This is a genomic window from Kitasatospora hibisci (assembly GCF_043950205.1).
GTDB classification, from domain to species: Bacteria; Actinomycetota; Actinomycetes; order Streptomycetales; family Streptomycetaceae; genus Kitasatospora; species Kitasatospora hibisci.
This window is the reverse complement of the sequence record NZ_CP171642.1, coordinates 216,472-228,864: the sequence shown is the minus strand read 5'-3', so window position 1 is coordinate 228,864 and position 12,393 is coordinate 216,472. Positions and strand designations below refer to the sequence as shown.

At 73.0% G+C, this 12,393-nt stretch carries 11 protein-coding genes and 2 pseudogenes; 7 read left to right on the top strand and 6 right to left on the bottom strand.

The annotated features are described in order from the left end of the window. Window positions 1-188: 188 nt before the first annotated feature. The 3 genes and pseudogenes from ACF9IK_RS01085 to ACF9IK_RS01075 form a co-directional block, all read left to right on the top strand. Window positions 189-905: pseudogene (locus ACF9IK_RS01085) on the top strand (RNA-guided endonuclease TnpB family protein); the annotation flags it as partial. 71 nt (window positions 906-976) lie between these two features. After that, window positions 977-1,183: a hypothetical protein gene (locus ACF9IK_RS01080; RefSeq protein ID WP_395292348.1), complete on the top strand. Its 207-nt coding sequence runs from the start codon at window positions 977-979 to the stop codon at window positions 1,181-1,183. A gap of 128 nt (window positions 1,184-1,311) precedes the next feature. Continuing rightward, entirely contained in the window at window positions 1,312-1,992 is a 681-nt protein-coding gene (locus tag ACF9IK_RS01075; RefSeq protein ID WP_395292347.1) for a lysophospholipid acyltransferase family protein, read from the top strand. 137 nt (window positions 1,993-2,129) lie between these two features. Here ACF9IK_RS01075 and infA read toward each other — a convergent pair whose 3' ends face one another. Continuing rightward, window positions 2,130-2,354 carry a translation initiation factor IF-1 gene (gene infA / locus ACF9IK_RS01070; protein ID WP_395292346.1) on the bottom strand — a complete coding sequence of 75 codons (225 nt, stop codon included), beginning with the start codon at window positions 2,352-2,354 and terminating at the stop codon, window positions 2,130-2,132. A gap of 117 nt (window positions 2,355-2,471) precedes the next feature. After that, window positions 2,472-3,269: a GNAT family N-acetyltransferase gene (locus ACF9IK_RS01065; protein WP_395292345.1), complete on the bottom strand. Its 798-nt coding sequence runs from the start codon at window positions 3,267-3,269 to the stop codon at window positions 2,472-2,474. Between the two features lie 275 nt (window positions 3,270-3,544). Between ACF9IK_RS01065 and ACF9IK_RS01060 the strand changes: the two are divergent. After that, window positions 3,545-4,444: pseudogene (locus tag ACF9IK_RS01060) on the top strand (quinone oxidoreductase family protein); the annotation flags it as partial. Between the two features lie 47 nt (window positions 4,445-4,491). Here the strand turns inward: ACF9IK_RS01060 and ACF9IK_RS01055 are convergent. Next, window positions 4,492-5,142, bottom strand: a complete 651-nt coding sequence (locus ACF9IK_RS01055; RefSeq protein WP_395292344.1) for a hypothetical protein — start codon at window positions 5,140-5,142, stop codon at window positions 4,492-4,494. Window positions 5,143-5,548: 406 nt separating this feature from the next. On the opposite strand from ACF9IK_RS01055, the gene ACF9IK_RS01050 reads away from it, so the two are divergent. Then, a complete protein-coding gene (locus ACF9IK_RS01050) occupies window positions 5,549-6,487 on the top strand; it encodes a cyclase family protein (RefSeq protein ID WP_395292343.1) in 939 nt (312 codons plus the stop codon). Here the strand turns inward: ACF9IK_RS01050 and cydB are convergent, their stop codons facing one another. The 3 genes from cydB to ACF9IK_RS01035 form a co-directional block, all read right to left on the bottom strand. Further along, entirely contained in the window at window positions 6,488-7,507 is a 1,020-nt protein-coding gene (gene cydB / locus ACF9IK_RS01045; protein WP_395292342.1) for a cytochrome d ubiquinol oxidase subunit II, read from the bottom strand. It abuts the gene before it with no gap. Window positions 7,508-7,516: 9 nt separating this feature from the next. Further along, window positions 7,517-8,899, bottom strand: coding sequence for a cytochrome ubiquinol oxidase subunit I (locus ACF9IK_RS01040; protein ID WP_395292341.1), 1,383 nt, complete (start codon window positions 8,897-8,899; stop codon window positions 7,517-7,519). 144 nt (window positions 8,900-9,043) lie between these two features. Further along, on the bottom strand, window positions 9,044-9,997 hold the full coding sequence (locus tag ACF9IK_RS01035) for a 2-hydroxyacid dehydrogenase (protein WP_395292340.1): 954 nt from the start codon (window positions 9,995-9,997) through the stop codon (window positions 9,044-9,046). 88 nt (window positions 9,998-10,085) lie between these two features. Here ACF9IK_RS01035 and ACF9IK_RS01030 point away from each other — a divergent pair, with 88 nt between their 5' ends. Together ACF9IK_RS01030 and ACF9IK_RS01025 are read left to right on the top strand one after the other, a co-directional pair. Then, a complete protein-coding gene (locus ACF9IK_RS01030; RefSeq protein WP_395292339.1) occupies window positions 10,086-10,643 on the top strand; it encodes a gluconokinase in 558 nt (185 codons plus the stop codon). 140 nt (window positions 10,644-10,783) lie between these two features. Further along, on the top strand, window positions 10,784-12,364 hold the full coding sequence (locus tag ACF9IK_RS01025) for a GMC oxidoreductase (protein ID WP_395292338.1): 1,581 nt from the start codon (window positions 10,784-10,786) through the stop codon (window positions 12,362-12,364). Window positions 12,365-12,393 lie beyond the last annotated feature (29 nt).

Sequence of the window (12,393 nt, the reverse complement as noted above, 5' to 3'; positions counted from 1 at the left end):
ACCCGACCCGACCCGGCCGGCACCCCGTGGCGGCGCCGGTCGGGCCTCCCCGTCCGCGCCGCGCTCCCGGAGCCCGCCCTCGGAAGCAGGGCGAGCTCCAGGGCGGCGAGCCGGGCCCGGCCCCGGCGAGGCCGTCCCCGGCACCCGCCGCCTCCCGAGGTCCTGGACAGCGCCGCGGGAGTCGGCCGGGCAGGTACTTCGCGAGCTTCGTCGTGGAGACCGGCCCGGAGGAAGTCCTTCCCGAGGTCACGCCCGAGCTGGGCATCGATCTCGGGCTCGGGCACTTCGCGGTCCTCTCCGACGGGACGAAGGTCGACAGCCCGCGCTTCCTGCGCCGCGCCGAGAAGCGCCTGAAGAAGGCACAGCGTGCCCTCTCCCGCAAACAGAAGGGCTCCGGCAACCGGAACAGGGCCCGGATCAAGGTCGCCCGCGCGCACGCGAAGGTGGCCGACGCACGCCGCGAGTTCCACCACCAGCTCTCCACCAAGCTGATCCGCGAGAACCAAGCGGTCGCCGTGGAGGACCTGGCGGTGAAGGGACTCGCCCGCACGCGCCTGGCCAAGTCCGTCCACGACGCCGGATGGTCGGCGTTCGTGAACATGCTGGAGTACAAGGCCGCACGGTACGGGCGCACCGTCGTGAAGATCGGCCGGTTCGAGCCCACCAGTCAGGTGTGCTCGCAGTGCGGCGTGAAGGACGGCCCGAAGCCGCTGCACGTTCGTGTGTGGACGTGTGGGGCGTGCGGGGCGGCCCTCGACCGGGACATCAACGCGGCGGTCAACGCCGCCAAGGCGGCCGGACTGGCCGTGACAGCCTGTGAAGCGCAGGTAGGACCGGGACTCCTCCCGGCACCGCGCAGCGAAGCAGGAACCCACCCGACACCGCAGCCCTCAACGGCGCGGTAGGCGGGAACCGCCGTCCTTCAGGGCAGCGAGGATGTCAACGGTTGCGGATACGCGGCCTGGGCGGATTCGCGGTGACCTTCACGGACGGCACCGCCGTGGTGAGCCCCGAACCGCCGCGGCGCCCGGACTGCACGATCCTCACCGAACCGGTGGCGTTCCTGCTCATCGCCCTGGGCCACTACACCGCCGTCGACGCCCTCACCCGCGGCAAGGTCCTCGCCTGGGGCCGTCGGCCGTGGCTGGCCCCCACCTTCCCCGGCCTGTTCACCGCCCCCTGAACACCCGGTACGGGCCGGTTGGCCCGTACCCAGCCCGGAATGAGTACCACGACTCAGGCGCCCGGCACCGGCACTGCGCGAGGATGGCACCACCACCTCGCCGAAGGCCCACGAAGGAACGAACACCCATGCTCAGCCGGATCGCCAGCGCACTGGTGCCCGCCCTGGCCCGCCTCTGCGTCACCTCCGAGACCGCGGGCCCGATCGCCCCGGGCAGCATCGTCGCGGCCAACCACAGCTCGCTCGCCGACCCGGCCGTCGTCCTGGCCGCGCTCCACCGCCTGGGCACCGAACCGGTGGTGATGGCGACCGCCGGACTCTGGCGGGCACCCGTCCTCGGCAACGTGCTGCGGGCCGGCGGCCACATACCCGTCCACCGCGGCACGGCCCGGGCCGCCACCGCCCTCGACGCGGCCGCGACGGCACTCGCGGCCGGCCGCGTCGTCCTCATCTACGGCGAGGGCGGCCTGCCCAAGCGCCGCGACTCCCGTGACACACAACCGGCCGCCTTCCGCACCGGCCTGGCCCGCCTCGCGGCAGCGAGCGGCGCCCCCGTGGTGCCGCTCGGCCAGTGCGGCGCCCGCCGCCTGACCTCGGGCAACGCCGCCAAGCAGCTGGCCGGACTCGCCACCGCCCCGCTGCGCCGCCCCGCCCTGCACGTCCACCTCGGCACCCCGCTCCACCTGGAGGGCGACGTCACCGAGGCCACGGCCACCGCCCACCGCGCCGTCACCGCAGCCTGGCGTACCGCGGAGCAGCGCCTGCACGGGGACGGCACCCGCTCCGCCGGTGTCGCGCATCCGGCCTGACGGAGGGGCGCACGGCCGGATGTCCCGGTCCCGCGACACACCGTCATCCGGACATCCGGCGCCCGTGACGTCCGTGTCAGGCCCGCCGGAACGGACGGGCCACCGGGCACGGACACCACGGGCGCCGCGTCACGCCGCTAGGACCGGTACCGGTAGCGGATCCGGCCGCGGCTGAGGTCGTAGGGGCTGAGCTCGACGAGGACGCGGTCGTACGGAAGGATCTTGATGTAGTTCTTGCGGATCTTCCCGCTGATGTGGGCCAGGACGGTGTGTCCGTTCTGGAGCTCCACCCGGAAGGTGGCGTTGCGCAGGCATTCGAGGACGGTGCCCTCGACTTCGATGCCTCCTGTTGTCTTGGTCAAGTCGTCTCGCTTCTCCGTCGGGTGACGGTGCTCTGGATGGGGACGGTCGGTGGGAACGGGGAACGGGGAACGGGCCCGGCACGGGGCCGGTCCGCTCCCGGGGTGTGCGGCGCGGCGTCAGCGGCGGACGAGCTCCAGGGTGGTACCCGCGCGCCGGGCGCCGATGCCCTCGAACAGGGCGGTGGCCGCCGCGTTGGTCTCGTCGACCTCGGTCCAGGCCGACGCCGTCCCGCCGCGGTGCAGCGAGCCCAGCGCGTGGGCCAGCAGGGCGCGGGCGATGCCCCGGCGCTGCCGGTCGGCCCGGACGGCGATCAGCCCGATCCGCGGCTGCCGGGTCAGCGGCGCCACCCGGACCAGGCCCACGTACCGGTCGGACTCCTGCGCCACCGCGTACTTCGACGGGTCGGCCATGGTGGACCACGCCGGCCTGGGCAGGACCTCGGCCGGCATCGTCCGCCAGCCCGCACCGGCCTCGACCTCCGCGCGGACGGCGTGGTCCAGGGCCCGCAGCGGAGCCTGCGCCGCCTCGCCGGCGGGGACGATGGTCACGCCCGTGGGGGGACGCACCGCTCCGAGGCCGGTGACCTCGGGATCGGTGGGCACCAGGTAGCCCCACTCGCGGCGTCCGGCCGTGAAGCCGGTCCGCTGCCAGGCGGTGGTCGACTCGTCGTCCGCCTCGTCGACCACCGTGTACAGCGGTGTCGGCAGATCCGCGACCAGCGCGGCGGCGATACGGTCGAAGACCGGGCCGTGCCACGCGTCGACGCTCACGAACAGTCGCCCGTCGGGCCGGTGCGAGGCGTCGCCGCGACCGACCACCCGGTCGTCCTCCACGGCGTGCCACTGCGTGTCCGCGACCCGCACCACGGTGACCGACCGGTCGCCGGTTCGCTCGTTGGATTGCACGGAATTCATCGGTGTTACCTTTCAGGAGAGCCTCGTTCAAGGCGCTCCCGGCGACACCTACGTCAATCGCCCGCCGTGACGACAAGGGGGAGCACCCACCCGCATACAGCCTTCATGGGTCTCACCTCCTCGCGTTCCTTCACGGCATCCCGGACGTTACCAGCCTTGTCCCGGCCACCCAACCCGATTTCCGTGCCGGCCCTCCTGCGCGGCCCGGGGCACCTCGACGCGTCGTCACTTCCGGGTGCGGGCGCGGGCGCCCCGTCCGTCCCGGCGGCGCGGCTACCGGTGGTCCCGAGGTCCTCTTCGTCGAGGAGGCCCCCGCCCCCGCCCCGGGCCCCGGGGAACTGCTCGTCCGCACCGAGGCGATCGGTATCTCGCTGCCCACCGTCCGGAAGGTACGCGAGGGCCGTCAGGCCGGCGCGCTCGGCGGCGAGGTCGCGGGCGTGGTCGCCGCCGTCGGCGAGGGTGTCACCGGATTCGCGCCGGGTGACCGCGTCACCGGCATCTGCTTCGCCCACTCCTACGCTGAACTGGCTTTGGTCCAGCAGGCGTTCGCCTCGCGGGTGCCCGGGTGGGCGAGCGCCGTCGACGCCGTCGCCCTGGTCCGCAGCGGCCTGGTGGCGCGCGGCGCCCACGAGGCGGGCCGTCCCGCTGCGGGGGAGTCGGTGCTGGTGACCGCGGCGGCCGGCGCGGTCGGCACCCTCGCCCTGCAGTACGCGAAGGCCGGTGGCGCCTCCCGCGTGGTCGCGGCCGTCGGCAGCCCGGACAAGGCGGAGTTCGTCCGTGCGCTGGGCGCCGACGAGGTCGTGCTCTACGGGGACGAGGGCTGGGGCGAGCCGGTCGACGTCGTCCTCGACGGCGTCGGCGGTGACCTCCTCGGGCCCGCCGTGCGGGCGCTGGCCCCCGGTGGCCGGCTGGTCGCCTTCAGCTCCGGCGGTGGCACGGTCGACGCCTTCGAGCTGCTGGTCCGCAGTGCCTCGGTCATCGGCTTCCAGATGGCCGCCCTGGCCAGGAACGAGCCCGAGCTGTACGCCCGTTGGGTGGGCGAGCTGTGGGAGCTGCACCGCACGGGGGTGCTCCGCACCCACGTCCACGCCCGGATCCCGCTCGCGGAAGCCGCCCGCGCGCACGCCCTCGTCGAGTCCCGCCGCAACCTCGGCAAGATCGTCCTCGTCCCCTGACGCCCCCGGACGGCACCCGGGGCGGGCGAGTGGCCCGCGCCGGGTCGTCAGAGACCCGGGACGGCGTCCTTCGGGACGGTGTGCCAGTTGGTGACGATCGGCTTGTCGACCGGAGTCCTGCCGACGGGGATCCCGGCCGGGTTCGGGTCGGCGTTGCCGATGGCCACGATGACGTCGGTGAACTCGACGGCCTGGTTGCCCTTGGTGGTCTTCGCCATGACGCCTGCGTAGGCGACCTTGGCGCCGCTCAGGGGGATCGGGGTGCCGGTGGCCTGTTCGGCGTTGGCGGCCTCGATGCCGCCCGAACCGAAGGCGATGGTGGGGTGGGCCGCGGGGAGCGTGCAGGAGACGCCCGGCTTGGCCATGGCGGTGATCAGGATGTAGCCGCCGGCCTGGGACTCGGCCTTCGCGCTGAGGACCAGGTCGTCGGCGCCGCAGGTCTGCCCGTTGCCGCTCTTGCCGGACGCGGCGGGGGAGGAGGGCGCGGGGGCCTTGGGCGGCGCGGCGGTGGCCTTCGTCGGCGTGGCGGCGGTGGTGGCGGTTGCGGCCGGGGCGCTGGTGGCGGTGGCACCCGCCGTGCTGGTCGCCGGGGCGGCGGCCGTGGAGCCCGTGCCGCTGTTGTCCGGCCCGCAGGCCGTCGCGGTGGCGGCGAGCGCCGCGACGGCGGCGGCGGTGAGGGCGAGGCGGCGGGTGCGCATGCGGTCTCCTGCTGTCGTTCGGCCGGTGCGGTTCACCGGTGTCATCACCGTAGGCGGGAGTCGTTCACGGGCCGGTGCGGGAAATATCCCGATCTCGTTCCAGAACCGGCGGACCGTCAGCCGGGCGAATCCCCGCCCGGGGACCGACGTTCACGCGCCGCGGCGGCGAGCACCCGGGGCCAGCGGCCGTGGGCCGGGTGGGGGACCCGGCGGGCGACGCGCAGCGGGTCGCCCGCCGGACGGCCGGCGCTCGGATAGCGTTCGCCGGGAGCCGCCCGGACCGCACGGAGGGTCGACGATGGACCGCTGCCCGCCGAACGTCCGTGGCCGCGCCGACGGCCGGTACGTGCCCGCCGCGCCGGCGTCCTCCCCGCGCGACGCCCGCGACGCGCCGCGGGGCCGCTGAATGGACGGGCGGGCGCAGACGCCGCGGCTGGACGCAGCCGGGTTCCGTGACCTGTACGAGCGGGTCCGCCGTACGGCTGCGGGCGGCCGGGTCGGTCGCGGCGCGCTGGAGACGATCACACCGGAGCGGGTGGTCGCCGCGGCGCGCGAGGTCCGCTCCGGGCGTCGGGTGAGCCTGGCGGCCCCCGTGGAGACGTACCCCGGGCCGGACAACCCGGAGCCGGCCGGCCACCGCATGACCGGGGCGGTCGCGGGCGCCATCGACCCGAGCGGCCTGCAGTTCGCCCGGGACCACTTCGACATGAACATCCACGGCGATGCGGACAGCCATCTCGACGCGCTCTGCCACGTGATCTACGACGGCACCCTGTACGGCGGCACGGACGCGTCCAGCGTGACGCCGCAGGGCGCCGAGGCGCTGTCCGTCGCGCTGGTCCGGGACGGGATCGTCGGCCGGGGCGTGCTGCTGGACATTCCCCGGCTGCGCGGGGTGCCGTGGCTGGAGCCGGGCGAGCAGGTGAGTGCCGCCGAGCTGGCCGAGGCCGAGGCCGCCCAGGGAGTCCGGGTGGGCGGGGGCGATCTGCTGTTCGTCCGGGTCGGCCACCGGCGCCGGCGGACGGAACTCGGCGCCTGGGAGTCCGCGACGGCCCGGGCCGGCCTGCACCCCGGTGCGATGGAGTTCGTGGCCGAGCGCGGCGTCGCGGTGCTCGGCGGCGACGGCAACAACGACGCCGCGCCGAGCGCCGCCGAGGGCGTGGACTACCCCGTCCACGTGCTCGCGGTCCACGCGATGGGGGTGCACCTGCTGGACTGGCTGCAGTTCGAGGAACTGGCTCCGTTGTGCGAGCAGGAGGGACGCTGGTCGTTCCTGTGCACGGTGGCCCCGCTTCGGCTGCCGCGGGCCACCGGCTCCCCCGTCAACCCGATCGCGGTGCTCTGACTACGGCTCGCTCCGGGTGGCGGACGGGCCGAACTGGTCGGCGGAGATGCGCAGGCGGAAGACGTGGTACGTCCAGCCCTGGTAGGCGAGCACCACGGGGAAGAAGACGATCGCGACGACGCTCATCACCTTCAGCGCGTAGTTGCCGGAGGCGCTGTTCTGGACGGTCAGGTTGTAGGCGGGATCGGTGCTGGACACCATCAGCCGCGGGTAGAGGTCGACGAACACCGACAGGACGGTCGTCGCGATCGTGACCGCGGTGGCGACGAACGCCCAGCCCTCGTGCCGTCCGTGGAGCAGCCAGCCGGCGGCGAGCACCGCGAGCATGGCGACGAGGTCGAGGATGTCGGGCAGGACGCCCTTGCCCGCGACGGAGTGGGTCCAGGGCAGGAAGGCCAGGACGGCGAGGACGGTCAGCGGGGCGATCCGGCGGGCGAGCAGCGAGGCCCGGCCCCGGATCGGGCCGGTGGTCTTGAGCGCGATGAAGGCCGCGCCGTGCAGCAGGCAGAGCAGCACCAGGGTGATCCCGGCGAACACCGAGTAGCCGGAGAACAGGTCGCCGAAGTCACCGGTGAACTCGTGGTCCTGGTCGATCGGCACCCCGTGCAGCAGGTCGCCCAACGCGATCCCGATCAGCAGCGGCACCAGCAGGCTGCCGCAGGTGAGCAGGGTGTCCCAGGTGCGGCGCCACCGGACGCCGTCGACCTTGCCGCGGTACTCGAACGAGACCCCGCGCACGATCAGACCCGCCAGCAGCAGGATCAGCGCGAGGTAGAAGCCGGAGAACATCGTCGCGTACCAGTCGGGGAACGCGGCGAACATCGCGGCGGCGGCGACGATCAGCCACACCTCGTTGCCGTCCCAGAGCGGGCCGATGGTGTTGATGGCCGCACGACGGCCGGCCTCGTCGCGGGCGACCACGGTGTGCAGCATGCCCACCCCGAGGTCGAAGCCCTCCAGGACGAAGAAGCCGGTCCACAGGGCGGCGGTGACGATGAACCAGAACGTGGCGAGCGCCATCGGGCGGCCTCAGTAACTCAGGGCCGGGACCGGGGCGTCCTCGGCCGGGGGCGGGGAGAGCTCCTTGCGGGCGTACCGGGTGATGAGCACGACCTCCACCACCGCGAGCACCGCGTAGAGCAGGAAGAACACCAGGATGCTGATCGCGACGGTCGTCGTGCTCACCGACGGGGAGACACCGTTGCGGGTGAGCTGGATGCCCTGGACGATCCACGGTTGGCGGCCGCTCTCGGTGAGCAGCCAGCCGGCGGTGTTCATCAGGAACGGCAGCACCGCGGTCCAGACTGCCACCCGCAGGAACCAGCGCGAGCTGCTGAGCCGCTTGCGCCACAGCAGCCACAGACCCCACAGCCCGACCAGCGTCACCACGAGGGCGAGGTAGGCCATCACACGCATCGACCAGTACTGGATGAAGATGTTCGGGACGTAGTCGCCGGGCCCGTACTGCTGCTCGTACTGGGCCTGGACGGCGTTGAGCCCCAGCACCTGCCCGTTCCAGTGGTTGGTGGCCAGCAGGGAGAGCAGGTGCGGAATGGAGATGATCTTGGTCGGTGTCATGTCGTTCTTGCCACCACCGACCTGGAACAGCGAGAACGAGCAGGGCTGGCAGGTGTCCCACTGGGCCTCGGCGCCGGCGATCTTCATCGGCTGGTACTTGCCCTCGGTGACGCCGAGTTCGCTGCCGACCAGCATCGCGACCAGGATCGTCGGGACCAGCACCACCAGGGCCAGCCTGGCGGTGGCGTGGAAGGCGAGCGGGGACGTCCCCTTGCGCAGCTGCCAGGCCGACACCGCCAGCATCACCGCCGCCCCGGTCACCACCGAGGCGAGGATCACGTGCAGGTACCCGCGCAGGAACACCGGATTGGTGAACAGCTTCCAGACGTCGTTGAGCTGCGGACGACCGGTGGACTGGTCGATCGTGTAGCCGACCGGATGCTGCATCCAGGAGTTGGCCGCCATGATGAACGCCGCGGACAGCGCACCGCCCAGGGCCACCGCCCAGATCGTCGCCAGGTGCACCCGCGGCGGCAGACGGTCCCACCCGAACAACCACAGCCCGAGGAACGTCGACTCCAGGAAGAACGCGGCCAGCCCCTCCATCGCCAGCGGTGCGCCGAACACGTCGCCCACCGTGCGCGAGTACTCCGACCAGTCCATCCCGAACTGGAACTCCTGCACCAGCCCGGTCACCACGCCCACCGCGATGTTGATCACCAGCAGGGTGCCGAAGAACCGCGTCAGCTGCAACAGTTCGGCCCGCCCGGTGCGGTGCCAGCCGGTCTGCAGCAGCGCAGTCAGGAAACCCAGGCCGATCGTGACCGGCACGAACAGGAAGTGGTAGACCGAGGTCATGGCGAACTGCAGCCTGGCCAGGTCGAGTTGACTCATGTGGTTCCTCACGCGGGAAGATCGGCCCCAGCCAACCACGCCGCCGGCGCCGCGGCGGGACGGCACGACCGAGGGCGACCCCATCGAGTGTCGGCCCATCGGCCTAGGACACGCTCCGAAGGACGCGGCCCGACCGGCGGACCGTCAGCCCGCCTCCGCCGAAACGACGTTCACCAGCGCCTCACCCGCCGCGTAGCGGGACACCTGCGCCCGCACCAGCGCCAGCGCCCGGGGCCGGAAGGCCGACGTGGTGGCCGCGGTGTGGGGGGTGATCAGGGTGTTCGGCGCCGTCCACAGCGGATGCGCCGGCGGCAGCGGCTCGGGGTCGGTGACGTCGAGCGCCGCACTCAGCCGCCCGCCGCGCAGCTCCGCCAGCAGCGCGGCACTGTCGACCACCGCGCCCCGCCCGACGTTCACCACCAGCGCACCGTCCCGCAGCCGGGCCAGGAACGCCGCGTCCACCAGGCCCCGGGTGTCCGGCGTGAGCGGCAGGGTCAGCACCACCGCATCGGCCTGCGGCAGCAGCGACGGCAGCTCCTCCACCGGCCGCACCGGCCCCCGCGGCGCCTGCCGCGCCCTGCGGGCCACCCGCAGCACCCGGCACTCGAACGGTGCGATCCGCGCCTCGACGGCCGCGCCGATCGCACCGTACCCGAGCAGCAGCACCGTGCGGTCGGCCAGCGCGGGCCGGAAACCCGCCTCCCACCGCTGCGCCCACTGGGCCCGTACGAGGTCGGGAATCCGCCGCAGCGCCGCCAGCAGCAGGGTCACCGCGTGCTCGGCGGTGCTCGCCTCGTGCACGCCCGCGGCGTTGCAGAGCGTGACGCCGGGCGGAAGGCGCGGCAGGAGGTCTTCCACCCCCACGCTCAGTGACTGCACGACCCGCAGGCCGGGCATCCCGGGCAGCAGACCCAAGGCCGGTCGGGTGAAGGTGTACGGGACGACGAAGAGCTCGACCCCCGCGAGCCACGGGCCGCTCGGCTCCCCACCCGTGCCGTCCCAGACGGCCGCCTCCCACCCCTCGGGCAGCCCGCCCAACTCGGCCGGAGTGAACGGTAGCAGCAGCCGGGCACCGGCGGACGGCTTCGCGGAGGTCATCGGACAGGTTCCTCTCGTGTGCTCCGGACGACGGCGCAAGCACACCGGCGTCCCGCCGGAAGCGCCGCAACGGGAGGCCGGAGGCATCATGACCAACGTGTGGACCGGACCCGTAGTGATCGTGATGGGCGTGTCGGCCTCCGGGAAGAGCACGGTGGGCGCACGGCTCGCCGCGGTGCTCGGCGTGCCGTTCCAGGAGGGCGACGACCTCCACCCGGCCGCGAACCGGGCGAAGATGGCCGCCGGACACCCCCTCGACGACGCCGACCGCGCTCCCTGGCTCGCCGCGCTCACCGCATGGATCCGCACGGCCGCGGCACGCGACCACGGCGGCGTGCTGGCCTGCTCGGCCCTCCGGCGCACCTACCGGGACCGGTTCCGTGCCACCGGGGCGAACGTGTACTTCCTCCAACTGTCGCTCGACCCCGCGCTCGCCGCCCGGCGGATCTCCCACCGGACCGGACACTTCATGCCCCCCGCACTGCTCGCCTCCCAGTACGCCCTGCTCGAACCGCTCCGGGCCGACGAACCGGGCACCGCCGTGGACGCCTCCGGCACCCCGGCCGCGACCACGGCCGCGGCACTGAGGGCACTCGAACAGGCCCTGCCCGACCACGGAGGTGCCGTCCCGCCGCCCCCGCTGTAGCTTGCAAGTGACAGGACTTGTCCTGCACACCGGTGGCCGCCCCCAGGACGCCACCCGCAGCCGAGTGCCCGAAGGCGGACGAGCCGGGCGCCGCCGCCGGGCAGGCAACGACTCCAGATCGACTCCAGATCGGATACCCCGTGGCCGGCGACCAGCACTACGACGTCATCATCATCGGCACCGGCGCAGGCGGCGGCACCCTGGCCCATCGGCTGGCGTCGACCGGCAAGCGCATCCTGCTCCTCGAACGAGGCGACCGCCTGCCCCGAGAGCGGGACAACTGGGACTCCACCGCGGTCTTCGTCAAGGGCAGGTACCGCGCCCCGGAATACTGGTACGACAAGGACGGCAACGCCTTCCCGCCCGAGGTCAACTACTACGTCGGCGGCAACACCAAGTTCTACGGCGCCGCGCTGTTCCGGCTGCGCCCCGAGGACTTCGGCGAACTGCGCCACCACGACGGCGTCTCACCGGCCTGGCCGATCGACTACCAGGACCTGGAGCCCTACTACACCCGGGCGGAACAGCTCTACCTGGTGCACGGCCGGCACGGCGAGGACCCGACCGAGGGCCCGGCGAGCGGCCAGTACCCGTTCCCGCCGGTCGAGCACGAGCCGCGCATCCAGCAGCTCAGCGACGACCTGGAGAAACACGGCCTGCACCCGTTCCACCTGCCGATCGGGGTGAACCTCACCCAGGACGAGCACGGCCGGGCCGTCCACGGCAGCGCCTGCATCCGCTGCGACCGGGTGGACGGCTTCCCCTGCCTGCTCGGCGCCAAGTCCGACGCCGAGGTGATCTGCGTCGACCCGGCCCTGCGGAACGACAACGTCACGATGATCACCACGGCGAACGTGCGCCGGCTGGAGACCGACCCGACCGGGCGCACGGTCACGGCCGTGGCCACCGAACTCGGCGACGGCAGCACGGCCGAATTCACCGCGGACATCGTGGTGGTCGCCTGCGGAGCGGTCAACTCCGCACTTCTGCTGCTCCGTTCGTCCAACGACCGACACCCGGCCGGCCTGGCCAACAGCTCCGACGTGGTCGGCCGGCACTACCTGCGGCACAACAACCTGGCCCTGATGGCGGTCTCGAAGGAACCCAACCCGACCGCCTTCCAGAAGACCCTGGCCCTGCACGACTGGTACCTGGGCGCCGACGACTGGGACCACCCCCTCGGCGGCATCCAGATGCTCGGCAAGTCCGACGCCGAACAGATCCACGGCGAGGCGCCCCGCTGGGCCGGAGCAGTGACACCCGACATGCCCTTCGAGGTACTCGCCCACCACGCGGTCGACTTCTGGCTGTGCAGCGAGGACCTGCCCCACCCGGACAACCGGGTCACCCTGGACGCCGACGGCAACGTCCGCCTGACGCTGGACGAGAAGAACAACGTCACCGGACTCAAACGGCTGCGCCACAAGCTCCAGGGCATGCTCGGACAGCTGGGCCTGCACCAGCACCACCTGCTGCCGCACAGCCTCTACCTGCACAAGGGCATGCCGATCGGCGCCACCGCCCACCAGGCCGGTACCGTCCGGTTCGGCACCGATCCCGCCTCCTCCGCCCTCGACGTCAACTGCAAGGCCCACGACCTCGACAACCTCTACGTCGTGGACACCAGCTTCTTCCCGAGCATCGGCGCGGTGAACCCGTCGCTGACGGCCATCGCCAACGCCCTGCGCGTCGGCGACCACCTGGCCGACCGGCTGCGCTGAACCCCGGCCAGATCCCCGGCGCCCACAGG

Excerpts from the sequence above, each read along its gene's own strand:
- ACF9IK_RS01030 (WP_395292339.1), top strand. The coding sequence starts at position 10,086 with ATGACCAACGTGTGGACCGGACCCGTAGTGATCGTGATGGGCGTGTCG.
- ACF9IK_RS01035 (WP_395292340.1), bottom strand. The coding sequence starts at position 9,997 with ATGACCTCCGCGAAGCCGTCCGCCGGTGCCCGGCTGCTGCTACCGTTC.
- ACF9IK_RS01075 (WP_395292347.1), top strand. The coding sequence starts at position 1,312 with ATGCTCAGCCGGATCGCCAGCGCACTGGTGCCCGCCCTGGCCCGCCTC.
- ACF9IK_RS01040 (WP_395292341.1), bottom strand. The coding sequence starts at position 8,899 with ATGAGTCAACTCGACCTGGCCAGGCTGCAGTTCGCCATGACCTCGGTC.
- ACF9IK_RS01050 (WP_395292343.1), top strand. The coding sequence starts at position 5,549 with ATGGACGGGCGGGCGCAGACGCCGCGGCTGGACGCAGCCGGGTTCCGT.
- ACF9IK_RS01055 (WP_395292344.1), bottom strand. The coding sequence starts at position 5,142 with ATGCGCACCCGCCGCCTCGCCCTCACCGCCGCCGCCGTCGCGGCGCTC.
- cydB (WP_395292342.1), bottom strand. The coding sequence starts at position 7,507 with ATGGCGCTCGCCACGTTCTGGTTCATCGTCACCGCCGCCCTGTGGACC.
- ACF9IK_RS01065 (WP_395292345.1), bottom strand. The coding sequence starts at position 3,269 with ATGAATTCCGTGCAATCCAACGAGCGAACCGGCGACCGGTCGGTCACC.